Annotated in this window: 17 protein-coding genes and 3 pseudogenes; 15 read left to right on the plus strand and 5 right to left on the minus strand. The window is 75.1% G+C overall.

Annotated elements, in window-relative coordinates; all coding sequences use genetic code 11:
• Positions 1-221 precede the first annotated feature (221 nt).
• Together metF and ACLQ2V_RS12030 are read left to right on the plus strand one after the other, a co-directional pair.
• Positions 222-1139, plus strand: a complete 918-nt coding sequence (metF, locus tag ACLQ2V_RS12025; RefSeq protein WP_425718511.1) for a methylenetetrahydrofolate reductase [NAD(P)H] — start codon at positions 222-224, stop codon at positions 1137-1139.
• 43 nt (positions 1140-1182) lie between these two features.
• Positions 1183-1872, plus strand: coding sequence for a CDP-alcohol phosphatidyltransferase family protein (locus ACLQ2V_RS12030; protein ID WP_425718512.1), 690 nt, complete (start codon positions 1183-1185; stop codon positions 1870-1872).
• Between the two features lie 58 nt (positions 1873-1930).
• On the opposite strand, the gene ACLQ2V_RS12035 is transcribed toward ACLQ2V_RS12030, so the two are convergent.
• From ACLQ2V_RS12035 to ACLQ2V_RS12055, 5 genes are read right to left on the minus strand one after another with little or no spacing between them, the layout of a single operon-like run.
• The gene (locus ACLQ2V_RS12035) at positions 1931-3421 is read right to left on the minus strand and encodes a phytoene desaturase family protein (protein WP_425718513.1); all 1491 of its coding nucleotides are present in this window, start codon (positions 3419-3421) and stop codon (positions 1931-1933) included.
• 10 nt (positions 3422-3431) lie between these two features.
• A complete protein-coding gene (locus ACLQ2V_RS12040) occupies positions 3432-4568 on the minus strand; it encodes a glycosyltransferase (protein WP_425718514.1) in 1137 nt (378 codons plus the stop codon).
• 25 nt (positions 4569-4593) lie between these two features.
• Positions 4594-5433: a carotenoid biosynthesis protein gene (locus tag ACLQ2V_RS12045; RefSeq protein WP_425718515.1), complete on the minus strand. Its 840-nt coding sequence runs from the start codon at positions 5431-5433 to the stop codon at positions 4594-4596.
• Positions 5430-6014: a GNAT family N-acetyltransferase gene (locus ACLQ2V_RS12050; protein WP_425718516.1), complete on the minus strand. Its 585-nt coding sequence runs from the start codon at positions 6012-6014 to the stop codon at positions 5430-5432. Before ACLQ2V_RS12050 ends, ACLQ2V_RS12045 begins: the two co-directional genes overlap by 4 nt.
• Positions 6011-6799, minus strand: a complete 789-nt coding sequence (locus ACLQ2V_RS12055) for a monooxygenase (RefSeq protein WP_425718517.1) — start codon at positions 6797-6799, stop codon at positions 6011-6013. Before ACLQ2V_RS12055 ends, ACLQ2V_RS12050 begins: the two co-directional genes overlap by 4 nt.
• 191 nt (positions 6800-6990) lie before the next feature.
• Between ACLQ2V_RS12055 and ACLQ2V_RS12060 the strand changes: the two genes are divergently transcribed.
• The 13 genes and pseudogenes from ACLQ2V_RS12060 (at position 6991) to ACLQ2V_RS12120 (ending at position 23104) form a co-directional block, all read left to right on the plus strand.
• A complete protein-coding gene (locus tag ACLQ2V_RS12060; RefSeq protein ID WP_425718518.1) occupies positions 6991-8613 on the plus strand; it encodes a DUF5722 domain-containing protein in 1623 nt (540 codons plus the stop codon).
• Positions 8614-9035: 422 nt separating this feature from the next.
• Positions 9036-9485, plus strand: coding sequence for an SAV_6107 family HEPN domain-containing protein (locus tag ACLQ2V_RS12065; RefSeq protein ID WP_425718519.1), 450 nt, complete (start codon positions 9036-9038; stop codon positions 9483-9485).
• A 124-nt stretch (positions 9486-9609) separates the two neighbouring features.
• Positions 9610-10356: pseudogene (locus tag ACLQ2V_RS12070) on the plus strand (hypothetical protein); the annotation flags it as partial.
• A gap of 116 nt (positions 10357-10472) precedes the next feature.
• Positions 10473-11714 (plus strand): annotated as a pseudogene (locus tag ACLQ2V_RS12075) (DNA polymerase Y family protein); the annotation flags it as partial.
• Between the two features lie 165 nt (positions 11715-11879).
• Positions 11880-12218: pseudogene (locus ACLQ2V_RS12080) on the plus strand (DNA polymerase Y family protein); the annotation flags it as partial.
• Positions 12219-12587: 369 nt separating this feature from the next.
• On the plus strand, positions 12588-15914 hold the full coding sequence (locus tag ACLQ2V_RS12085; protein WP_425718826.1) for an error-prone DNA polymerase: 3327 nt from the start codon (positions 12588-12590) through the stop codon (positions 15912-15914).
• 108 nt (positions 15915-16022) lie between these two features.
• Positions 16023-17378 (plus strand): extracellular solute-binding protein, encoded by a 1356-nt coding sequence (locus tag ACLQ2V_RS12090; protein ID WP_425718520.1) that lies wholly within the window; start codon positions 16023-16025, stop codon positions 17376-17378.
• A gap of 49 nt (positions 17379-17427) precedes the next feature.
• Complete coding sequence (locus ACLQ2V_RS12095; RefSeq protein WP_425718521.1) at positions 17428-18336, plus strand: carbohydrate ABC transporter permease; 909 nt, start codon at positions 17428-17430, stop codon at positions 18334-18336.
• On the plus strand, positions 18333-19256 hold the full coding sequence (locus ACLQ2V_RS12100; protein WP_425718522.1) for a carbohydrate ABC transporter permease: 924 nt from the start codon (positions 18333-18335) through the stop codon (positions 19254-19256). The genes ACLQ2V_RS12095 and ACLQ2V_RS12100 overlap by 4 nt, the downstream gene beginning before the upstream one ends.
• A gap of 71 nt (positions 19257-19327) precedes the next feature.
• Positions 19328-20077, plus strand: coding sequence for a methyltransferase domain-containing protein (locus ACLQ2V_RS12105; RefSeq protein WP_425718523.1), 750 nt, complete (start codon positions 19328-19330; stop codon positions 20075-20077).
• Positions 20074-21276, plus strand: a complete 1203-nt coding sequence (locus ACLQ2V_RS12110) for an alkaline phosphatase family protein (protein ID WP_425718524.1) — start codon at positions 20074-20076, stop codon at positions 21274-21276. The genes ACLQ2V_RS12105 and ACLQ2V_RS12110 overlap by 4 nt, the downstream gene beginning before the upstream one ends.
• Before the next feature lie 50 nt (positions 21277-21326).
• Positions 21327-22586 (plus strand): DNA polymerase IV, encoded by a 1260-nt coding sequence (locus tag ACLQ2V_RS12115; protein WP_425718525.1) that lies wholly within the window; start codon positions 21327-21329, stop codon positions 22584-22586.
• 116 nt (positions 22587-22702) lie between these two features.
• Entirely contained in the window at positions 22703-23104 is a 402-nt protein-coding gene (locus tag ACLQ2V_RS12120; RefSeq protein WP_425718526.1) for a DUF3040 domain-containing protein, read from the plus strand.
• Positions 23105-23148: the final 44 nt, after the last annotated feature.

Raw genomic sequence — 23148 nt, forward strand, 5'->3', positions numbered from 1 at the left:
CGCGGTCAAGATCCGAACAACTTCCCGGAAAATGCTGGCTGAACCGGCCCCGCAGGCAGCATTTTCGGGGACAATGCGCGGATCTTGACCGCGGCGGGGGCGGCGGGGGCGGCGGGAGGGTGGAGCGGTGAGGGCGGTGGGGGTGGCCGGGCGGTGGGGATTTCGTCGCGGTGGGTGGGAAGGGGGGCGGTCCGGCGGGTGTCGGCGGCTAGAGTCGATCCGTGGCGCTCGGTCTTCCCTCGGTCCTTCCCAATCCGCAACCGGCGATCGGGGAGTTGATCCGCGACCATCAGCCGACCTTCTCCTTCGAGTTCTTCCCGCCCAAGACGCCGCAGGGCGAGCGGCTGCTCTGGCAGGCCATTCGGGAGCTGGAGTCGCTGCGCCCGTCGTTCGTCTCGATCACCTACGGTGCCGGCGGCTCGACCCGGGACACCACGGTCGCGGTGACCGAGCGGATCGCCACCGAGACCACCCTGCTGCCGATGGCGCACCTGACCGCCGTCAACCACTCCGTCGCCGAGCTGCGCAACGTCATCGGCCGGTTGGCCGGCGTCGGGGTGCGCAACGTGCTGGCCGTGCGGGGCGACCCGCCCGGCGACCCGGGCGGCGAGTGGGTCCGCCACCCCGAGGGCGTGCTCTACGCCGAGGAGCTGGTCCGGCTGGTCCGCGACTCCGGCGACTTCAGCGTCGGGGTGGCCGCCTTCCCCTACAAGCATCCGCGCTCGGCCGACGTGGCCGCCGACACGGCGCACTTCGTCCGCAAGTGCCGCTCCGGCGCGGAGTTCGCGATCACCCAGATGTTCTTCGACGCCGACGACTACCTGCGGCTGCGCGACCGGGTGGCGGCGGCCGGCTGCGACACCCCCATCCTGGCCGGGGTGATGCCGGTCACCCAGTTGAGCACGATCGAGCGCTCCGTGCAGCTCTCCGGGGCGCCCTTCCCGCCGGCCCTCGCCGCCCGGTTCGCCGAGGTCGCCGACGACCCGGAGGCGGTCCGCCGGCTCGGCATCGACCAGGCCGCCGAGATGTGCCGCCGGTTGCTGGCCGAGGGCGTGCCCGGCATCCACTTCATCACCCTCAACCGCTCCACCGCGACCCGGGAGGTCTGGCAGCAGCTGCAGGTCGGCGCGCGGGTGTGACCCTCCCGGCGCGACACCTGGGTGCCGATGCGACGGTTGACCAGTGGTGGGCACTCAGCTGAACTGGGACGAGTACGCGACGACATGGGCGCGGCTGCACGGCGGGTTCGATCCCCGGGCGGCGGCCCCGGTGGTCCGCGCCTGGCTGCGGTTGGCCTACCACGTCGGGTACGTGCTGGGCCGGCTGCGGGTCGGCCCGAGCGCCGTCACCGTGGCGGGGGTGCTGCTCTGCTTCTGCGTGCCGCTGTTCGCCGTCCGGCCGGGCGACGGGCCGCTCCTCGGGGCGTTGTTCGTGCTGGTCGCCTCGGTGGCCGACAGCGTCGACGGCGCGGTGGCGGTGGTCACCAACCGCACCACCCGGCTCGGCTACGTCTACGACTCGGTGGCCGACCGGCTCGGCGAGGTCGCCTGGCTGACCGCGTTCTGGCTGCTGGGCGCGCCGGGCCTGCTGGTCGTCACGGCCGGCGCGTTGTCCTGGCTGCACGAGTACGTCCGGGCCCGGGCGGTCTCGGCCGGGATGCGGGAACTCGGCGCGGTGACGGTGGGGGAGCGGCCCACCCGGGTCTGCGTGGCGCTGGTCGGGCTGCTGCTGGCCTGGGCCGCCGGGGTGATCGCACCGGACCTGACCGCCGGCACCATCACCATGGCCACCGCCGTCTGGGTGCTGCTGGCCGGCTTCGGCCTGGGGCAACTGCTCTCCACCGTCCGGCACGCCCTGGTCGACGCCGGCTGACCCTCTCCCGCGCCCTGGATGGGGCCGGGCTCGCCAGCCCCGGCCGGACCGGCGCTCGTCACTCCCAGGCCGGGCCGATCTCGTCGGCGACGATCTGCGCCGACAGCGTCACCATCGGCAGGCCGCCGCCCGGGTGGGCGGAGCCGCCGACCAGCCAGAGGCCGGCGGCCGGCCCCCGGTTGGCCGGGCGGAGCAGCCCGCCGGCCGTGCCGTAGATCGCCCCGCCGGGGGCGCCGGTGGCGGCGTCCAGGTCGGCCGGGGTGCGGGCCTCGCGGAACACCAGCCGGTCCCGCACGTCCACGCCGCGCGCCGCGAGCACGTCGAGGACCCGGTCGGCGTACGCCTCGGCAAGGCCCGGTCGCCGCCAGTCGACCGCCCCGGTGGCGGTGCCGTGGCGGGGGGCGTTGACCAGCACGAACCACGCCTCGTGGCCGGCGGGGCGGACGGCCGGGTCGGCGGCCACGGTGACGAAGACCGTCGGGTCGGTGGCGGGTCGGGCCCGCACGCCGCGCCCCGGCCGGCCGAAGACCGCGTCGAACTCGGCGTCGTAGTCGCGCGGGAAGAACACGTTGTGATGCGCCAACCCGGTCTCGCCGGCCACCCCGAGCAGCAGCACGAAGCCGGCGAGGCTGCGGTCGGTGAGCGCGGCCAACCGGCGCGGGCTGGGCAGCAGGTCCCGGTAGACGGTCAGCGCGTCCACGTTGGCCACCACCACGTCGGCGGGGACGGGCGCGGCGACGCCGGCGAGGCGTACCCCGTGGACCCGGCCGCCCGCGGCGTCGATCCGGGTGACCGTGGCGTCGGTGTGCACCACCACGCCCAGGTCCAGGCAGCGGGTCAGCAGCGCGTCGGCGAGGGTGCCCAGCCCGCCGCGCAGGTACCAGCCGCCGAAGGTCAACTCGGCGTACGGGACGGCGACCAGCGCGGCCGGGGCGCGGCGCGGGTCCGCGCCGGTGTAGGTGGCGTAGCGGTCCAGCAGCATCCGCAACCGGGGGTCGGAGAGGTACTGCCGGCCCAGGCCGCGCAGGGTGCGACCGGGGCCGATCGCGGCGAGGTCGCCCAGCCGCCAGGCCAGCGCGGCGAGGTCCAGCGGGGAGTCGACGGCCCGGCGCAGGACGGCGGAGTGCGAGGCGTCCCAGACCCGGGTGGCCCGCCGCCACAGCCGCTGCCAGTCGGCGGCGGCCCGGTCGCCGAACGCCGCCCCGATGCGGGCGGCGAACTCGGTCGGGTCGGCGCAGGAGTCGAGGGTGGGCCCGTCGCCGGGGAAGACATGCCGGACGATCGGGTCCACCGGGGTCAGGTCGAGGTACTCGTCGAGCTTCGCCCCGGTCGCCTCGAACAGGTCGTGGAAGACCTCCGGCAGGGTGAGCAGGCTCGGCCCGGTGTCGAAGTGGAACGACCCGGCCGGGGTGTGGTGGACGTACCGGCCGAGCTTGCCGCCGACGGCCTCGGCCCGCTCGAAGACGGTGACCTGATGCCCGGTGGCGGCCAGCCGGGCGGCGGTGGCCAGCCCGCCCACCCCGGCGCCGACGACCACGATCCGCGCCATGACGTGCCTCCTAGCTGACCGGGCGACCGCGCCAGGACAGGCGGCGTCGCTTCCGCAGATGGTACGACCGCGCGGTCAGCCAACCGAGGACCACGACCGACACGGGGTGGCCGAGCGCGTCGGGCCACCACCGGCCGCCGGTGGCGCGGGCGCTGATCGCCCGCCCCGCCGCGCCGAGCAGCCAGCCGAGCAGGGCCAGGGCCGCGACCGCCGGCTCGCCCGCCGCCAGCGCCACCGCCACGATCAGCGGGGGAGCGGTGTAGAGCAGGAGCAGCAGGGCCAGCACGGCCGCCGCCGCGCCCGGGTGGCCGAAGGAGGCCCAGAGCGACTTGGTGTAGCCGTCGCGCAGTTGCGGCCAGTCGTCGTACATCCGGCAGGTGGCCAGCCGGGAGCCGTCCGCCAGGGCGATCCGCCCGCCGGAGCGCTTGACCGACCGGGCCAGCTCGATGTCCTCCAGGATCCTGTCCCGCACCGCGCCGTGCCCGCCGGCGGCGGCGTAGCCGGCCCGGTCCACCACCAGGAACTGCCCGCCGGCCGCCGCGAGCGACGGCCGCGCCGAGCGCTCCATCGCCCGCAGCGGCAGGAAGGTCAGCCAGAGCCACTGCAACAGCGGCTGCACCAGCCGGTCGGCGGCCGTCACCGTCACGATCTTCGGGTACGGCGACAGCAGCGTCACCCGCGCGGCGCGCAGCTCGGTGACGGCTGCCGCCACCGCGTACGGGGCGAGCACCACGTCGGCGTCGACGAAGACCAGCGCGGTGGCGGCCGGGGCGGCGTGGCCGGCGAGCTGGTGGCAGGCGTACGGCTTGCCCAGCCAGCCCGGCGGCGGGGCGACCCCGGCGCGCAGGGTGACCCGGGGGTCGTCGCCGGCCACCGCCCGGACCACGTCGGCCGTGCCGTCGGTGGAGCCGTCGTCGAGCACCACGATCCGCAGGTCGGCCACGCCCCGCTGGGCGAGCAGCCCGCGCAGGCACGGGGTGAGCCGGTCGGCCTCGTCGCGCAGCGGCAGCAGCACCGCGACGGTCTCGGCGACCTCGACCGGCCCGGTGGCCGGGCGGCGCAGCCACCGGGTGGCGTTGACCCAGGTGTGGGCGGTGAGCACGGCGACGCCGGTGACCAGCGCGACCAGCAGCGACACCCCGGTCATGCGGCTGCCTCGCCGGTCAGGCGTGTCATGCGTCGGCGTCGGCCGGGCGGCGCGGCCGGGGCTCGCGGGGATCGCGGGGGTCGCGGGGGTCGCCGGGTTCCCGGCGGGCGTGGCGTTCCCGCCCGAGGGTCAGGGTCAGCGGCACGGCGGCCACCGCCATGCCGGCCGCGCCCCACGCCGCCGAGGCGGGCAGGCCGAGGAAGACCGCGTGGGCCAGGATGCTGGAGAAGTACGTCCAGAGGTAGAGCGCGAACATCGGGGCGTCCCCGGAGCCGGTGCGCGCGCTCGCCGGCCCGGCCAGCGGGCGCAGCGCCGCCATCAGCAGCACCGCGAAGAGCAGCCAGCCGAGGTAGTTGCTGACCGGAACGCCGGGCAGGCCGGGCAGCGCGGGGGTGGCGTCGCGCCAGACCCAGTAGCCCTCGGCGACCATCTGCGGGTCGAGGAAGAGGTCCCACGCGGCCAGCCCGACGGCCGCCAGGGCCACCCGACCGATCCCGGGGGCGACCAGCCGGGCCGCCGTCAGCCAGGCCGGCCAGGCCATCCACGTCCAGGCCAGCGGAATGATCAGCGGCACCCCGGCCAGCTTCGGGCCGAGTTCGCCGGAGTAGTCGTAGCTGCCGAACGGGAAGCCGGTGGCCACCCCGAGTGCCTCGATGGCGAAGCCGCCGCCGGTGGCCACGGCGACCAGCGCCGCCGCCGTCCGGGGGCCCCGGCTCAGCAGCGCGTGGCCGACCGCGAGCAGGTATCCGAGCACGACGGTGGCCACGGTCAGCCCGGCCCGGGTGGCGCCGGTGGTCAGCGGGTAGCAGATCTGGGCGAGGACCAGCACGGCCAGCCCCGCCCACGGCAGCCGGCGACGGGTCACGACGCGCCGGGGGCGGCGGCCGTCCGGCCCGCCGGGGCCTGCGGGGTGAGCGGAAGGTCCCGGCCGAGGATGCCGAACGCGCGCTCGTCGCCGGGGAAGTGGAAGTGCCGCAGCAGGTCGACGAAGCCGTACTTGCGGTACAGCCGCCAGGCCCGGGATCGCTGCTCGTCGGCCTCCGGGGTGGAGAGCAGGACGGTGCTGCCCGGCGCCATGGTGAGCAGGCCGGTGAGCAGCCGGGAGCCCAGGCCGTGCCCCTGGGCGGGCGGCCGGACGTGCAGCTCGACCACCTCGAAGCAGTCGGTGAGCCAGCGCTGCCGGGCGTCGTCGTCCAGCGCCCGGTACACCTGCTCGTGCCACCACTGGCCGGGGGTGCCGAGGTAGCCGTACCCGAAGCCGGTCAGGTGCCCCTCCGAGGAGAGGCTGGCCACGGCGCGGAAGCCGGGGCGGCGCGCGTGGGTGGCGATGTAGCCGCGCCGGGCCTCCAACAGGTCCGGGCGGTAGTTCATCGCCTCGCCGTAGACGGCCACCACGTCGTCCAGTCGCCGGAGCAGATCGTCCGGCGTCCAGCGCACCAACCTCATGCCCGCCCATCCTTCGCCGCTTGCGGGTCGCCGTCGGCCACCCAACCCAGCACCGACCGGTCGCCGATCACGTCGCGTACCTCGAATCGCGCGAAGAGTTCCTCCGCGTACCACCCCTGCGTGGGGGTGCGGGTGATCGCGGCGCGGTGCTCGGGGTGACGGTACGCGAACGCGACGAGGTCCGCCGTGTCGCGCCACACGCTGACCGTGCCCTGCCAGCCCAGCGGGGCCTCGCCGACGCCGAACCGGGCCAGCAGGCCGGGCGCGGAGCGCAGGGCGGCGGCCACCGGCGGGACCGCCCGCCAGAAGGTGGCCGCCCGTCGGGGCCGCAGCCGGGCCCGGGTCAGCGCCAGCACCGGGCCGGCGACCCGCCCCCCGGCCGGCTCGCCGAACGGACGCCGCCCCGACCACTCGCCCCGGCTGCTCAGCGGGCGCAGCTCCACCCGGGCCGAGGAGCGGGCGAGCCGGGCCCAGGAGCGCCCCACCGGCGAGTCGTCGAAGCCGGCCGCGTGGGCCGGGGAGTCCCAGACCGTCAGCGCCGCCCAGCGGGTCAGGTCGGCGTCGCCGGGGCCGAAGCCGGTGCCGGTCCCGGTGCCGAGCAGCTTGCCGAAGCGCACCCCGGGGGTACGGCGCAGCCGCGGCGGGTGGGTCGCCATCCGGGCCAGCGCCCCCGGCAGCCCGGCCGGGGCGATCCGCCAGACGTGCAGGGTCACCAGCTCGGGGACGTCGCTCACGCCGCCCCGGCCGGGCTGCCCACGGTCGAACCCCGGTGGGTGTGGCTGCATGCCGCCCATTGTCCCCGTTCGGTTCCGATCCGGCTCCCAGGGGCGGCCCCGCCCGCTCCTTCCCGCCGGCCCGGGTCGTGCCGATCACCGGGCCGACGCCCGGACTGGCGGGTGGTCGCGGGATCTGACATCGTTCTGTGTCGATGAGTTTCGGAAGCTCTCCGGGGCGTCGAGGATGCGGGGTGCGGCGGATGCGGACGACGGGACGGGTGATCGCGGCCGGGCTGGGCCTGGCGATCGCCCTGGGGTTGACCGGGCCACCGCCGCAGGCGAGCGGGGCCACCGCCGCGAGACCGGCGTACGGGGCCACCGGCGGCGTCGGGCCGGCCGCGCCGGCCGCGCTGCCGTACCCGACCCGCTCGGACCACCGGCTCAAGGGGGTCCAACCGGACTTCTGGCCGAACGTCGACGAGATCGCCGGCAACAACGCCGGCGGGGTCTCGATGAACCTGCTCTGGGCGAACTGGCAGCCCAGCCGGAAGGCCGCACCCTGCGCCGCCGGCGAGGAGGCCCACGACGGGCAGTGCTTCCGGATCGATCCGGGCGTGGACGCCGCCATCCGTGACTACTCGGCGCGGGGCCTGGTGGTCACCGCCATCGTCTACGGGGTGCCGGCGTGGGCCCGGGCCGGCAAGCCGTGTTCGCCCGCCGCCGCCGGCTTCGAGATCTTCTGTACGCCCACCGACCCGGCCGACTACGCCCGCTTCGCCGGCTACCTGGCCCGGCGGTACGACGGGCTGCGCGGGACCGGCCGGATCGCCGACTTCGTCATCCACAACGAGGTCAACGCGAACACCTGGTTCGACATCGGTTGCGGGCAGGGCGTGCCCTGCGACACCACCCGGTGGGTGACCGAGTACTCCGACAACTACAACGCCGCGTACGACCGGATCGTCGCCGCGCAGCCCAGCGCGAAGGTGCTGATCTCCCTGGACCACCACTTCGGTCCGGCCTTCGACCAGCCCGCCACGGCGTCACCGCTCCTCTCCGGTCAGCGGGTCATCCGCGCGGTGGCGGCCCGAGCGGCGGGCCGGGCCTGGCGGGTGGCGTTCCACCCGTACCCGCCGAACCTCCTGGCGCCTGGCTTCGGCGCCGACGACTACCCGAAGGTGACCTTCGGCAACATCGGGGTGCTGCTCGGCTGGCTGCACGCCACCTACCCCGGCACGCCGTCGGCCTGGCAGGTGCAGCTCACCGAGCAGGGGATCAACTCCGGCTCGCAGTCGAGCGAGGCGGCGCAGGCGACTGCGCTCTGCCAGAGCTTCCGCAACGTCCTCGGCACCCCGGGCATCGAGAGTTACCTGTACCACCGGATGCAGGACAATCCCGACGAGGGCGGGCTGAAACTCGGCCTGCGCCGGGCCGACGGCAGCGCCAAGCCGGCCTGGGCGACCTGGGCGCTGGCCAACCGGAACGACCTGAACCCGCCCCAGCTCTCCTGCGGCTTCGAGGAACTGCCGTACACCCTGCTGCGGCGCGGGTACCGGGCCGGCGCCGGGCACGTCGCCAGCACCCGCCAGTTCCCGGCCGGTTTCACCCAGGAGCGGGCGTGGCGGCTGTTGCGCAACGCCGCGCCCGGCACGGTGCTGCTCTACGAGTGCCGGGTGGGACAGCACTCGTTGCTGACCCCCGAGGCCGGCTGCGAGGGGCAGTTTCCGCTCGGGCCGGTGGGCTACGTGCATACCGCCCCCACCGCCGGCACGGTGGCTCTCTACCGATGTCACCTGCCCGCCGACGGCGACCACTTCGTCAGCGCCGACCCGGGCTGCGAGGGGCAGCGCACCGAGCGGCTGCTCGGCTACGTCCGGCCCTGAGCGGCGCGCGGCCGGTCTGTGGGGTCCCACGCCACCCCCTCCGTCACACGTTGCTTTTTCGTCCGGCGGGGGGTGTACTGTCAGCAGCAGTTAGAACGAGTGTTCGATTGAGTCGAACGTTCGTTCCAACATCCCGGGTGGTGTTTCGCGGCGCCGCTCCGGGGCGGTGCGGCTCCGCGGGCCGCACCTGGGTTCCGGGCAGTCGCGAGCCCGGGCCCGTCAGGCAGGAGCGTCGTCCGCCGCCCACGACCCCCGGGCGGCGGGCGACGAACCCGCCGGTCGCCGGCCGGGTGTGGTGTGGGGAAGCGTCCACACCCGGCCGGCCCCACACCCGGTGCGTCTTCCTCCGCACCACCGACCGGCCTGCGCGTCGACGACCTCGGTCGTCGCGTCCGGCCCCGGCCACGTGGAGGAGACAGCCCATGCCGACCAACCCGGCCCAGCCACCGACGGTGCCGGCACACGTGCTGCCGCACCGCACCCCCGCCCAGCTTCTCGCGGTGGCCCGACACGGGCTGGCGGAGGCCGCCCGGACGGGCCCCGACGGGCTGCGCTACGCCGCCGCCCACCTGGCGGCGCTGCGCGCCGCCGCGGCCCTGGTCGCCGCCCGGGCCCGTCCCGCGCCGGCCCGACGACACCGGATCACCAGCGTCTGGGTCCTGCTGTCGACCGTCGCCCCGGAGCTCGACGAGTGGGCGGCGTTCTTCGCCGCCGCAGCGGGCAAGCGCGCCGCAGCCGAGGCCGGCATCCCCCGCGTGGTCAGTGCCCGGGAGGCCGACGACCTGCTCCGGGCGGCCGAGCAGTTCGTGACGGTGGTGGAGACCGCGCTCGGGATCGCCCACCAGCCGGCGCTGGACGGCCTCGCCGCCTGAGCCCCGGCCGGGCGGGGGCACGCCCCCCGACGGCAGTCGGCCCGCCGGGCCGCAGCACGCACGACTCCAGCACGACGAAGCACGCACGACTTCAGCACGACGAGCCCGACGGGGGGTAGGTCCGATGGCGGGCCGCATGGTGGCCGGTTCCGCCGCGCTCGCGGGTCTGGTACGTCCGGCGAGCGCGGCGGACGCGGCCGGCGGGCACCGGATGCTGCCGGTGGCCCCCGCGCTGACCAGCCTGCTGCCCAACCGAGGGCTGCGCCGGGGCAGCACGATCGCGGTCGCCACCGGCCAGCCTCGGCGCAGCGGTGGCACCTCGCTGATGCTGGCGCTGCTCGCCGAGGCGTCCCGGGCCGGCTCGTGGTGCGCCGTGGTGGGGGTGCCCACCTTCGGCGCGGGCGCGGCGGCCGAGGCCGGGATAGCCCTGGACCGGCTGGCCCTGGTGCCGCAGCCGGGGCCGGAGTGGCCCACCGTCGTCGCCGCGCTGATCGACGGGGTGGACGTGGTGGTCGCCGCCGTGCCGGCCACCGTCTCGGCCTCGGTGGCGACCCGGCTGGCCGCGCGGGCGCGGCAGCGCGGCAGCGTGCTCGTCCCGTACGGCCACTGGGCCGGCGCCGACGTCACCCTGGAGGTGGTCCGGGGCGTCTGGGAGGGGCTGGGACAGGGGCGGGGCCGGCTGCGCCGGCGCGAGGTCACCGTCGCGGCCCGGGGCCGGGGCGCGGCGGCCCGGCCCAAGGAGGTCAAGGTCTGGCTCCCCGGTGACGGCCACACCCGGGTCATCCCCCGCTCGGCCGGCGTCCTGGCCGCCTCCGTCACCGGCCGGTCGACGGCCGGCCGGCTCCGCCCGGTGCCCCCGGCTGCTCCGGCTGCCTTGGCGGCTGCTGCTTCGGTGGCTTCGCGCGCGCCCGACGGCCTGACCAGCCGTGGTGGGCTCGCCCCCGACGCGCCGCCCCGTCGTGGCCCGCTCACGCTGGTCGGCCCCTCGTGACCGGGGCCCCGCCGCGCACCCTGCTGCTCTGGTGCCCCGACTGGCCGGTGCTCGCCGCCGAGATCGTCGACGGGGTGCCGGCCGTCGGCCCGGTCGCCGTGCTGCACGCCAACCGGGTGGTCGCCTGCTCGGAGCAGGCCCGCGCCGAGGGCGTGCGCCGAGGGCTGCGCAAGCGGGAGGCGCAGGGGCGCTGCCCGCGGTTGACCGTCGTCGACCACGATCCGGGGCGCGACGCCCGGGCGTTCGAGCCGGTGGTGGCCGCCGTCGAGGAGGTCGCGGCCGGGGTCGAGGTGGTGCGTCCGGGGGCCTGCGCACTGGCCGCGCGGGGCCCGAGCCGTTACCTCGGTGGCGAGGAGGCGGCCGCCGAGCGGATCATCGAGCACGTCGCCCAGAGCTGCGCGGTGGAGAGCCAGGTGGGGATCGCCGACGGCGTGTTCGCGGCGGGCCTGGCGGCCCGCGCCGGGCGGGTCGTACCCGTCGGCGGCACCCCCGGTTTCCTGGCCGGGTTGCCGGTGGAGGCGCTGGCCCGGCCGGCCCTGGCGGATCTGCTGCGGCGGCTCGGCGTGCGTACGCTGGGGGACTTCGCGGCGCTGCCGGCCGGGGACGTGCTGGCCCGGTTCGGTTTCGACGGCGCACTGGCCCACCGGCTCGCCGCCGGCCGGGACCACCGGCCGTTGGCCGTCCGCCGCCCCCCGACCGAGCTGGCCGTCGGCACCGACTACGACGACCCGATCGACCGGGTGGACGCGGCAGCCTTCGCCGCCCGCGCGTTGGCCGAGCGGCTGCACGACCGGCTGGCCGCGCACGGGTTGGCCTGCACCCGGCTCGGCATCGAGGCGGTCACCGCGCACGGCCAGGAACTGCACCGGGTCTGGCGACACGATGGCCTGCTCACCGCCGCGGCCATCGCCGACCGGGTGCGCTGGCAGTTGGACGGCTGGCTCACCGGCAGCGCCGGCCGGTCCGGGGGCCGCCCGGCGCGGCCGACGGCCGGGATCATCCGGCTACGGCTGGTGCCCGACGGGGTGCTCGCCCAGGCCGGCCTGCAACCCGGGTTGTGGGGGGAGACGGGTGAGGAACGGGACCGGGCGCACCGGGCGCTGAGCCGGGTGCAGGGCATCCTCGGCCCGGAGGCGGTGGTCACCGCGGTGCTCGGTGGCGGGCGTTCGCCGGCCGACCAGGTGCGGTTGGTGTCCTGGGGCGACGAACGGTTGCCGGCTCGTCCCGGCCCGCCGACCTGGCCGATCGACCCGACCCAGGCCGTGGTTTCCGCTCATCCTGTTCGTCCTCCCGAATCGGCGCACTCCGGGTCGGTGGCCGGTTCTGCCGGGTCGGTGTCGGCCGGGTCGGTGTCGGCCGGGGCGGCTCGGCCTGGTTCGGGGGTTGGCGTCGCCGGGGCGGTGCGGTCCGGGGAGCCGCCGTGGCCGGGGCGGCTGCCGCCGCCGGCACCGGCCGTGGTGCTCCCCGCGCCGCTCGCCGCGACCGTGCACGACGCCGTAGGGGAGCCGGTCGGGGTGAGCGCTCGGCTCCACCTCACCGGTGCCCCGGCCCGGCTGGTCGTCGGCACGGCCCGGCCGGTGGAGATCGTCGGCTGGGCCGGCCCGTGGCCGGTCGACGAGCGCTGGTGGGCACCGGCCGAGGCCCGTCGCCAAGCCCGGTTCCAGGTCTGTCTGGCCGACGGCACCGCCCTCCTGCTGGCGGTCGAGTCCGGCCAATGGCTGGTCGAGGCGATCTATGACTGACGATCGAGCCACCCTTATGGATCTTGGTAGATTTCGACCCCTCCAGGGGCCGAAATCTACCAAGATCTCCAGCGTCGGGGGTGGCTGGTGAGCTTTCGTCAGCCGGAGTTGTCCTGGGCGGAGCTGGAAGGGGTGCTCTCCGGGCGGCCCGGTGTCGGAGGACCGGGCGCGGGGCGGGGCGGGACGAGCGTGCTCGGCGACGGACGGCTACTGCACGTGGTGGACCCGCTCGCCGACGATGACGGCGACGGCCCGGCCCGGGGGCGCGGCCCATGGTCGTACCGGTCGAGCGGGGGAGGCACGTCGAGCGGGGGAGGCGGATCCAGCGGGGGAGGCCGGTCGGGCGAGGGGGGCCGGCCCGGCGGCGCGGTGCCCTACGCCGAGCTGCACGCGCACAGCAACTTCAGCTTCCTCGACGGGGCCAGCCATCCGGAGGAGCTGGCCGAGGAGGCAGCCCGGCTGGGGCTCACCGCGCTCGCCGTCACCGACCACGACGGCTTCTACGGCGTGGTCCGCTTCGCCGAGTCGGCCCGTACGTCGGGGTTGCCCACCGTGATCGGCGCGGAGCTGTCGCTGGGCCTGGCCGGGTCGCGCCCCGGTTCCCCGGGCAACCGAAGGGGCGGCGGCGGGGGGAGCCGCAGGGACGGCAACGGCGGGGGGAGCCGCAGGGCCGCCGCCAGCGGGGGGAGCCGCGGCGGTGGCGTCGGGCCCGACCCGTACGGCCCGCACCTGCTCGTGCTCGCCCACGGCCCCGAGGGGTACGCGCGGCTGGCCCGCACCATCGCCCGTGCCCACCTGCGCGGTGGGGAAAAGGGCCGCCCGGACTACGGCGAGCTGGAGCAGGTCGCCGCCGAACTGCGTGACCACGTGCTGGTCCTCACCGGCTGCCGCAAGGGGCACGTGCCGGCGGCGCTGCTCACCGAGGGGGTCGACGCGGCGGCCCGGGAGCTGGACCGGCTGACCGCGCTCTTCGGCGCGGAGACGGTGGCGGTGGAGCTGACCGACCACGGGCACCCCGTCGACGCCGACCGCAACGACGCGCTCGCCGAGCTGGCCGCCTCCGCCGGGCTGGCGACGGTGGCCACGAACAACGTGCACTACGCCACCCCGGGGCGGCGTCGGCTGGCCACCACCCTGGCCGCCGTGCGGGCCCGGCGCAGCCTGGACGAGATCGACGGCTGGCTGCCCGCCGCGTCCACCGCCCACCTGCGCAGCGGCGAGGAGATGGCGGCCCGGTTCGCCGCGTACCCGGGGGCGGTGCGGCGGGCCGCCGAGTTCGGCGCGGAGCTGGCCTTCGACCTCCAGTTGGTGGCGCCGCGGCTGCCGGCGTACCCGGTGCCGGCCGGGGAGACCGAGATGAGCTGGCTGCGCCACCTGACGGAGCGGGGGGCGCGGGAGCGCTACGGGCCGCGCGAGGCGCACCCGGAGGCGTACGCCCAGCTCGACCACGAGCTGCGGATGATCGACGAGCTGGGTTTCCCCGGCTACTTCCTGGTGGTGTACGACATCATCACCTTCTGCCGGGAACAGGACATCTACTGCCAGGGTCGGGGCTCGGCGGCGAACTCGGCGGTCTGCTACGCGCTGCGGATCACCAACGTGGACGCGGTGCGACACCGGCTGCTCTTCGAGCGCTTCCTCGCCCCGGAACGCGACGGCCCGCCCGACATCGACGTGGACATCGAGTCCGACCGGCGGGAGGAGGTCATCCAGCACGTCTACGCCCGGTACGGGCGGGAGCACGCGGCCCAGGTCGCCAACGTCATCTCGTACCGGCCCCGGTCGGCGGTGCGGGACGTGGCGAAGGCGTTCGGCTTCTCGCCCGGCCAGCAGGACGCCTGGAGCAAGCAGATCGACCACGGCGGCTCGCTCGCCCCCGCCGGAGCCGCCCCCGCCGCCGGGGCCGGAGCCGCAGACGGGGTCGAGGCAGGAGCAGGGGCCGAGGTGGAGGGCATTCCCGAGCAGGTCGTCGCGTACGCGAACGAGTTGCAGACCTTTCCCCGGCACCTGGGCATCCACTCCGGGGGAATGGTGATCTGCGACCGGCCGGTGATCGAGGTCTGCCCGGTGGAGTGGGGGCGGATGCCCGGCCGCAGCGTGCTCCAGTGGGACAAGGACGACTGCGCCGCCGTCGGCCTGGTCAAGTTCGACCTGCTCGGCCTCGGCATGCTCTCCGCGCTGCACTACGGCTACGACATGATCGGGGCCAGCCTCGACCTGGGCGACATGACGCTGGACGACCCCGAGGTGTACGACATGCTCTGCCGGGCCGACTCGGTCGGGGTGTTCCAGGTGGAGAGCCGCGCCCAGATGGCCACCCTGCCCCGGCTGAAGCCGCGGGAGTTCTACGACCTGGTGGTGGAGGTGGCGCTGATCCGGCCCGGCCCGATCCAGGGCGGCTCGGTGCACCCGTACATCCGCCGCAAGAACGGCCAGGAGCCGGTGACGTACGCGCATCCGCTGATGCGCAACGCCCTGGAGAAGACCCTCGGGGTGCCGCTGTTCCAGGAGCAGCTGATGCAGCTCGCGATCGACCTGGCCGGCTTCGACGCGGCCGGGGCCGACCAGCTCCGCCGGGCGATGGGGGCCAAGCGGTCGGTGGCGCGGATGGCGCGGCTCGCCGACCGGCTCTACGCCGGGATGGCCGAGCGGGGCATCACCGGCGAGCTGGCCGACGACGTGTACCGCAAGCTCACCGCGTTCGCCAGCTACGGCTTCCCGGAGAGCCACGCGATGAGCTTCGCGTACCTGGTCTACGCCAGCTCCTGGCTCAAGCGCTACCACCCGGCGCCGTTCCTGGCGGCGCTGCTCAACGCCCAGCCGATGGGCTTCTACGCGCCGCAGACCCTGGTCGACGACGCCCGCCGGCACGGCGTGCGGGTGCGCCGCCCGGACGTCAACGCCAGCGGGGCTCTGGCGGTCCTCGAATCCACCCCGGCGACCCGGTGGGGCAGCCAGCCGGGGGAGGCGCCGCACGAGTGGGGGCTGGGCGGGCCGGTGGTCCGGCTCGGGCTGGGCGGCGTGCGTACCCTCGGCGAGGGGGTGGCCGAGCGGATCGAGGCCGAGCGGGCGGCGCACGGGCCGTACCGCGACATGCCGGAGCTGGCCCGGCGGGTGGGGCTGACCGCCGCGCAGCTGGAGGCGCTGGCCACCGCGGACGCCTTCGCCTGCTTCGGGCTGACCCGGCGGGAGGCCCTCTGGGCGGCCGGGGCGGCGGCCCAGGACCGGCCGGGCCGGCTGCCCGGCACGGTGACCGGCACGACCGCGCCGACCCTGCCGGGGATGGCGGCGGTGGACCGCCTCGTCGCCGACGTCTGGGCCACCGGGTTGTCGCCGGAGAGCCACCCGGCCCGGTTCGTCCGGGACGCCCTCGACGCCCTCGGCGCGGTGCCGATCGCCCGGCTGGGCGGGGTGGAGCCGGGTCGGCGGATCCGGGTCGGCGGGATCGTCACCCACCGGCAGCGGCCGGGCACCGCCGGCGGGGTCACCTTCCTCAACCTGGAGGACGAGACCGGGATGCTCAACGTGACCTGCTCGCCGGGGCTGTGGCAGCGCTACCGGCGGGTGGCGCGCACCAGCGCCGCCCTGGTGGTGCGGGGTCTGTTGCAGCGGCACGAGGGGGTGACGAACCTGGTCGCCGACCGGCTCGACCCGATCGCGCCACCGGTCGCGCCGCCGTCGCGCGACTTCCGCTGACGATGGGCCGAAGCTACGGGAATTCCACTTCGGAGTTTGAAACGGCCTCGACCCGGAGAAGTGCAGGCCACGCGGGCAAGGTCGCTCGTGGCCCTGTTGGGAGGTTTCATGTCACGGACACTGCGGGCGACCGCCTTGGCCGGGGTGCTCGCCCTGGCGGTCAGCGGTTGCGGGGGAGTCGGCGGCTCCGACGACGACTCCGGCGGCGGGTCGAGCGGCGGCGCCGGCGCGCTCACCACGATGGGCTTCGGCCTGCCGGACGAGATCGCCAAGACCAGGGTGGAGACGTTCCGCAAGAACAACCCGGGCGTCGACCTCAAGATCACCGAGGGCGCCTTCGACGAGCAGCAGTTTCTCTCGGCGATCGCCTCCGGCAACGCGCCGGACGTCATCTACCTGGACCGCAAGCTGATCGGCACGTACGCCAAGCGGGGCGCGCTGCAGCCGATGACCGACTGCGTCGCCGACCAGCAGATCGACATGGAGCAGTACCGTCCGGCCGCCCGGGCGCAGGTCACCGTGGACGGTGTCGTCCACGGCATTCCGGAGTTCTACAGCGTGCGGGTCGTGTACATGAACGAGGCGCTGCTGCGCGAGGCCGGGCTCACCCCCGACGACGTGGACCTCTCCGACTGGGCGGCGCTGCCGGCGCTCAACGCCAAGCTGGCCAAGGTCTCCGGCGGCAAGGTCTCCCGCATCGGCATCGACCCGAAGATCCCCGAGTTCCTGCCGATGTGGGCGAAGGCCAACGGCTTCGACATGCTCTCGGCGGACGGGAGGACGGCCAACCTGACCGACCCGAAGCTCGCCGAGACGTTGCAGGTCGGGCTGGACCTGATCGCCGCGCAGGGCGGCTGGGGCAAGTTCAAGTCCTTCCGGGACACCTTCGACTTCTTCGGGGTCAAGAGCCCGCTGGCGCAGAACCAGATCGCCGTCTGGCCGATGGAGGAGTGGTTCCTCAACCAGGTGGCGAAGAACACGCCGAAGGCCGAACTGGTCGTCAAGCCCTTCACCGACCGGCAGGGCAAGCCGTTGACGGAGGCCGGCGGCCAGGCGTGGGCGATCCCGAAGGGCGCGAAGAACCCCCAGGCGGCCTGCACCTTCGCCAAGCAGATGACCTCCGTGGAGACCTGGTTCGCCGCCGCGAAGGCCCGCCAGGAGGCCCGCAAGGCCGCCGGGCAGCTCTTCACCGGCGTCTACACGGGCAACAGCCGGGCCGACGAGCGGATCTTCAACGAGCTGTACCAGCCCAGCGGCAACAAGCGCTTCGACGACGGGGTGCAGGTCATCCGGTCGGTGCAGGACGTGGCGTACTCCTCGCCGCCGTCGCCGGCCGGCGCGGAGTTCGACAAGGCCTGGACCAGCGCGATCAACCGGGTGCTCGCCGGGCAGGAGCAGCCGGCGCAGGCGCTGGCCCGCGCCCAGCGGGAGGCCACCGCCGCCCTGGACAAGGCAGCGAAGTAGCCCCGCCGTGGTCGCCCCCGCCGTATCCCCGCCGGGTCGGCGGCGACGGATGTCGCCGTCGGCCCGCCGGGAGGCCCGCTGGGCGTTGCTCTTCATCGCGCCCTGGATCGTCGGCTTCCTGGCCTTCACGGCCGGGCCGATGGTCGCCAGTCTCTGGCTCAGCTTCACCGAGTACGACGTCATCAACGAACCCCGGTTCACCGGCCTGGACAACTACCGACAGTTGATGTCGGACCCGGCGATCGCCCGCAGCCTCGGCAACACCTTCTACTACACGGTGCTGCACGTGCCGCTGGTGATGGCGATCTCGCTGGGGCTGGCGCTGCTGCTCAAGCGGGTCGGCCGGCTGCAGGGCTTCTTCCGCACGGTGTTCTACCTGCCGGTGATGACCCCGGCGGTGGCCGTCGGCATCCTGTTCCTGCTGCTGCTCAACACCCAGGAGGGGCTGGTCAACCGGGCCCTCGGGGTGATCGGCGTCGACGGGCCGAGCTGGACCACCGACCCGGACTGGGTGATGCCGGGCATCATCCTGATGAGCCTCTGGAGCCTCGGCTCCACCGTGATCATCTACCTGGCGGCGCTGCAGAACGTCCCCCGCGACCTCTACGAGGCGGCCAGCATCGACGGGGCCGGCGCCTGGGCCCGGTTCCGGCACGTCACCCTGCCGATGATCTCCGGCACCATCTTCTTCACGCTGATCGTCAACACCATCGCCTCGCTGCAGATGTTCACCGAGGTCTACACCATGTACTTCGGCAACCGGCAGACCGAGAACTCGTTCAACAGCGACGCGGCGACCTTCTACGTCATCCACCTGTTCCAGGAGGCGTTCCAGTTCCTGCACATGGGCTTCGCCTCCGCGATGGCGTGGCTGCTGTTCGTGATCATCCTGTTGATCACCCTGGTGCAGATGAAGCTCGGCAACCGGTTCGTCTACTACGAGGGGGACAACCAGTGACCGCCACCGCCGAACGTGGCGTCACCGCGCCGGTGCCCGGCATCGGAGCGGGTCAGACCGCCGACCGTCCGCCCGGCGACACCGCATCCGCCGGCCCCCGCTGGCGGCGCTGGCTGTTCGTGCTGGCCCTGCTGGGCGCGACGGCGATCTTCCTGGCCCCGTTCGTCTGGCTGGTCAGCGCGTCGCTGCGCCCCTCCGGTTACACGTTCGCCACCAGCCTCCTGCCGACGCCGTTCGCCCCCGAGAACTACGTCGACGTGTGGCAGGCCGCGCCGCTGCTGAAGTGGTTCGGCAACAGCGTCGTGGTGGGGGTGGCTGCCGCCGCCGCGGTGACCCTCTCCAGCGCCTGGGTGGCCTTCGGCTTCGCGTACTTCCGGTTCCCGGGCCGTGAGGTGCTCTTCGGGCTGGTGCTGGCGACGATGATGCTGCCCGGCGCGGTGACCATGATCCCGACGTACCTGATCTGGTCGAAGCTGGACCTCACCGACACCCAGGTCCCGCTCTGGGCCAACAACCTCTTCGCCTCGGCGTTCTACGTCTTCCTGCTGCGGCAGTTCCTGCTCTCCCTGCCCCGGGAGTACTTCGAGGCCGCCCGGGTCGACGGGGCCAGCTACCCGCAGCTGTTCTGGAAGATGGCCTTCCCGCTGATCCGCCCGGCCCTGCTGGTCGCGTTCGTCTTCGAGTTCAAGGCGAGCTGGACCGACCTGATGAAGCCGCTGATCTACCTGCGCAACGCCGACCTGTTCACCCTGCCGCGCGGGCTGAAGGTGGTGCTGGACCGGTTCGGCTACGGCGGCGAGCAGCAGTGGGAGGTGGTACTCGCCGGGACCGTGCTCTCCACCCTGCCCATGCTGATCCTGTTCTTCCTCGCCCAGCGACACTTCGTCGAGGGCATCGCCACCACGGGCCGCAAGGGCTGAGCGGCGTGTCGTCGCGCCCGGCGCGGGAGGCGTCCCCGTCGGCAGCGCCGGGCGCGACTAGGCTCGGCCGGGTGGAGCAGACCCCAGGCGGGCGCACCGGCCCGCCGTCGACCCCCCGTACCGCCGTCATCTGGTCCGTGCTCCGGGCGGAGCTGGACCGCCGGGCCGGCGACCGGCTCACCGTCCTCGACGTCGGCGGCGGCACCGGCGGCTTCGCCGTGCCGCTGGCCCAGGCCGGGCACCGGGTCACCGTCGTCGACGCCAGCCCCGACGCGCTGGCCGCGCTGACCCGCCGGGCCGCCGAGGCGGGCGTCGCGCAGGGGGTACGCGCGGTGCAGGGCGACGGCGACGCGCTCGCCGGGCTGGTCGAGCCGGCGAGCGTCGACCTGGTGCTGTGCCACTCGGTGCTGGAGGTGGTCGACGATCCCGCGCCGGTGGTGTCCGCGCTGGTCACCGCGTTGCGGCCGGGCGGCGCGGCGAGCGTGCTGGTCGCCGGCCGGGCCGCCGCGGTCTTCGGCCGGGCGATGAACGGCCACCTCGCGCTGGCCGCCGCGCTGGCCGCCGACCCGACCGGGGCCGCCGGCCCCCGGGACACCCTGCGCCGCCGCTACGACGCCGACCGCGCGGCGGCGCTGCTCACCGCCGGCGGCCTGGTCGTCGAGGAGATCCACGGGGTACGCGTGCTGGCCGACCTGATCCCCGCCGCCGTCGCCGACGGCCAGTCGACGGCCCTGGTCGAGCTGGAGCGGGCGCTGGCCGCCCGGCCCCCGTACCGGGACCTCGCCGCCCAACTGCACCTGTTCGCCCGGCGGCCGGCGTGAGCACGCCGGTAACGCCGTCGTCGGACCGGGTCGCGCCCTCGCCGGTGTCGGTCGGGCCGCTCGATCCGGTCGCGCCCCGCTACGGCGGCGGGAGTCTGGCCGACGTGCTGCCCAGCGCGCTGGCGGTGCTCGGCGTGCCGGGAGCGGCCGACCTGCTCGGGCTGGCCCCCCGGCTGGCCGGGGTGCGGCGGGTCGCGGTGCTGCTGGTCGACGGGCTCGGCTGGTACCAGATCCCCACCGCCGCGCCGCACGCGCCGACCCTGGCGGGGCTGGCCGCCACCGTGGGCCGCCCGCTCACCTGCGGGTTTCCCTCGACCACCCCGACCAGCCTGGTCACCCTGGGCACCGGCACGTCCCCCGGCGCGCACGGGGTGGTGGGCTTCAACGTCCGGGTGCCCGGCACCGACCGGGTGCTCAGCCACACCAACTGGGCCGACGACCCGGAGCCGCTGTGCTGGCAGCCCGTCCCCACCCAGCTCGAACGGGCCCGCGCCGCCGGGGTCGCGGTGACCGTGGTGAGCCGCCCCGAGTTCGCCGGCAGCGGCCTGACCGTGGCCGCCAACCGGGGCGGCGACTACCGGGGCGCGGCCGACGCCGACGAGCTGGCCACCGCGATGCTCACCGCGCTGACCGCCGGGACCGGGCCGACCCTGGTCTCCGGCTACCACCCCGACCTGGACCGGCACGGGCACCTCAGCGGGCTCGACTCCGAGCCGTGGCGGGCCGCCGCGACCGAGGTCGACGGGCTGCTCGCCCGGCTGGTCGACGGGCTGCCGTCGGACGCCGCGCTGCTGGTCACCGCCGACCACGGCCAGCTCGACGTGCCGGCGGCGGACCGGTTCGACTTCGACGCCGACGCGCGGCTGCGGGCCGGGGTGCGGGTGCTCGCCGGCGAGGCCCGGGTCCGCTACCTGCACGTCGAGCCCGGCGCGGCCGACGACGTGGCGGCCGCCTGGTCGGCCGTGCTCGGCGACGCGGCGCGGGTGCTGCACCGCGACGAGGCGGTGGCGACCGGCTGGTTCGGCCCGGTGCCCGAGGAGCACCTGAGCCGGGTCGGCGACCTGGTGGTGGTCTGTCGGGGCACGTCCGCCGTCATGGCCACCCGGTCGGAGCCGCCGATGAGTTCGCGTCTGGTGGCGTACCACGGGGCGGACACCGCCGCCGAGATGACCATTCCGCTGCTGGTGGTGCGGGGCTGAGCCGTCCGACGCGGTGGGTGGGTGTCGGACCCGGGGGCTAGCCTGCGGGGATGGGTCGCAGTCAGTCGTTGCCGCGCGGTGACGACCCGCGCTTCGGGCCCGACGGCGACGACTCCGGCTGCCCCATCCTGCACGTCGACATGGACGCCTTCTTCGCCTCCGTGGAGGTGCGGGCGCGCCCCGAGCTGCGGGGCCGGGCTGTCGTGGTCGGCGGCGTCGGCCCGCGCGGCGTGGTCAGCTCCGCCAGCTACGAGGCCCGGCGGTACGGCGTCCGCAGCGCCATGCCCACCGCGCGGGCGCGGGCGCTCTGCCCGCACGCGGTCTTCCTGCCGCCCGATTTCGCGCAGTACACGGCGGCCTCCCGGGCGGTCATGCGGATCTTCCGGGACATCACCCCGCTGGTGGAGCCGCTCTCGCTCGACGAGGCGTTCCTCGACGTGGCCGGGGCCCGCCGGCTCTTCGGCTCCCCGGCCACGATCGCCCGGCGGATCCGGGCGCGGGTGGAGCGCGAGCAGGGGCTGACCTGTTCGGTGGGGGTCGGGCCGAGCAAGTTCGTGGCGAAGGTCGGCTCCACCCGGGCCAAGCCCGACGGGCTGCTGGTGGTGCCCGCCGACCGGGTGTTGGACTTTCTGCACCCGCTGCCGGTCTCCGCGCTGTGGGGGGTGGGGGAGCGCTCCGCCGAGGCGCTGTCCCGGCTGGGGCTGCGCACCATCGGTGACCTGGCCGAGGCGCCCTTCGGCCTGCTCCGCCGGGCGGTCGGGGAGGCCGCCGCCGCCCACCTGCACGAGCTGGCCTCGGGGCGCGACGCGCGCCGGGTCTCCCCGGAGCACGTGGAGAAGTCCATCGGCGCCGAGACGACCTTCGACGTCGACGTCGCCGACCCGCTGGAGATCCGCCGGTCGTTGCTCGCCCTCGCCGAGAAGGTCGGCGTCCGGCTGCGGCAGGCCGGCCAGGTCGGCCGGACGGTGTCGATCAAGGTGCGGATGGCCGACTTCCGCACCGTCAACCGCTCCCGCACCCTCGACGTCCCCACCGACACCGCCCGAGAGATCTTCGACACGGCCTGGGCGCTCTACACCGCGCTCAACCCCGCTGAGCTGATTCGCCTCGTCGGGGTGCGACTGGAGGGTCTGGTCCCGGCGGGGGAGAGCCCGCAGCAGCTCACCCTCGGTGCCCCCGAGCACGGCTGGCGGGAGGTGGAGGCCGCCGCGGACGCCGCCGCTGCCCGTTTCGGGCGGTCCGTCATAGGTCCGGCGAGTCTGCTCCGCCGTGACGACCGGAAGCGAAATGAAAATCCGCCCCACCCGTAGGTCGTCCCGCTTTCCGAGGCGCGACCCCCCTCGTAGACTTGGCGGTAAGCAGCCGATCGGCTGCCACGGTCTGTCGGCCCGTCCGGTGCCGACCAACGTGACCGGGGAGGAGTGCCGTGCCGCTCTCGGAGCACGAGCAGCGGCTGTTCGATCAGATCGAACGGTCGCTTGCCGAGGACCCCAAATTCGCCTCGGCCGTGCGTGCCAGCGATCCGCGCTTCCATGCGCGGCGTCGCCTGCTTGTCGCTGCCGGCGCGACCATCGTTGGCCTGGCCCTGTTGGTCTACGGTGCAGTGATCAAGACTCCACCGCTGGCGGTGGCCGGTTTCGTCGTCATGCTGGGTTCGGCCGCCTACGGGGTGCAGTCGCACCGCAAGGGGCAGTCACCCGACCTGCACGTGGTCGGCGGGACGACCAGCCGGCGTCGCCCACGTGGGCGCTCGTCGGGCCGACGCGGCGGGTCGTTCCTGGACCGGATGGAGGACCGCTGGCGGCAGCGCCCGGAGGGGCATCGCTGACCCGACACCGACACCGACCTGCCGCCCGCGCCGACCTGCCGCCC

Source organism: Micromonospora sp. DT233, from assembly GCF_049841815.1.
GTDB lineage: Bacteria > Actinomycetota > Actinomycetes > Mycobacteriales > Micromonosporaceae > Micromonospora.

What these genes read in the sequence shown, in the direction of transcription:
- ACLQ2V_RS12035 (WP_425718513.1), bottom strand. Translation starts at nt 3,421, where the DNA reads ATGGCGCGGATCGTGGTCGTCGGCGCCGGGGTGGGCGGGCTGGCCACC.
- ACLQ2V_RS12050 (WP_425718516.1), bottom strand. Translation starts at nt 6,014, where the DNA reads ATGAGGTTGGTGCGCTGGACGCCGGACGATCTGCTCCGGCGACTGGAC.
- ACLQ2V_RS12090 (WP_425718520.1), top strand. Translation starts at nt 16,023, where the DNA reads ATGTCACGGACACTGCGGGCGACCGCCTTGGCCGGGGTGCTCGCCCTG.
- ACLQ2V_RS12040 (WP_425718514.1), bottom strand. Translation starts at nt 4,568, where the DNA reads ATGACCGGGGTGTCGCTGCTGGTCGCGCTGGTCACCGGCGTCGCCGTG.
- ACLQ2V_RS12060 (WP_425718518.1), top strand. Translation starts at nt 6,991, where the DNA reads ATGCGGACGACGGGACGGGTGATCGCGGCCGGGCTGGGCCTGGCGATC.
- ACLQ2V_RS12095 (WP_425718521.1), top strand. Translation starts at nt 17,428, where the DNA reads ATGTCGCCGTCGGCCCGCCGGGAGGCCCGCTGGGCGTTGCTCTTCATC.
- ACLQ2V_RS12055 (WP_425718517.1), bottom strand. Translation starts at nt 6,799, where the DNA reads ATGCAGCCACACCCACCGGGGTTCGACCGTGGGCAGCCCGGCCGGGGC.
- ACLQ2V_RS12065 (WP_425718519.1), top strand. Translation starts at nt 9,036, where the DNA reads ATGCCGACCAACCCGGCCCAGCCACCGACGGTGCCGGCACACGTGCTG.
- ACLQ2V_RS12115 (WP_425718525.1), top strand. Translation starts at nt 21,327, where the DNA reads ATGGGTCGCAGTCAGTCGTTGCCGCGCGGTGACGACCCGCGCTTCGGG.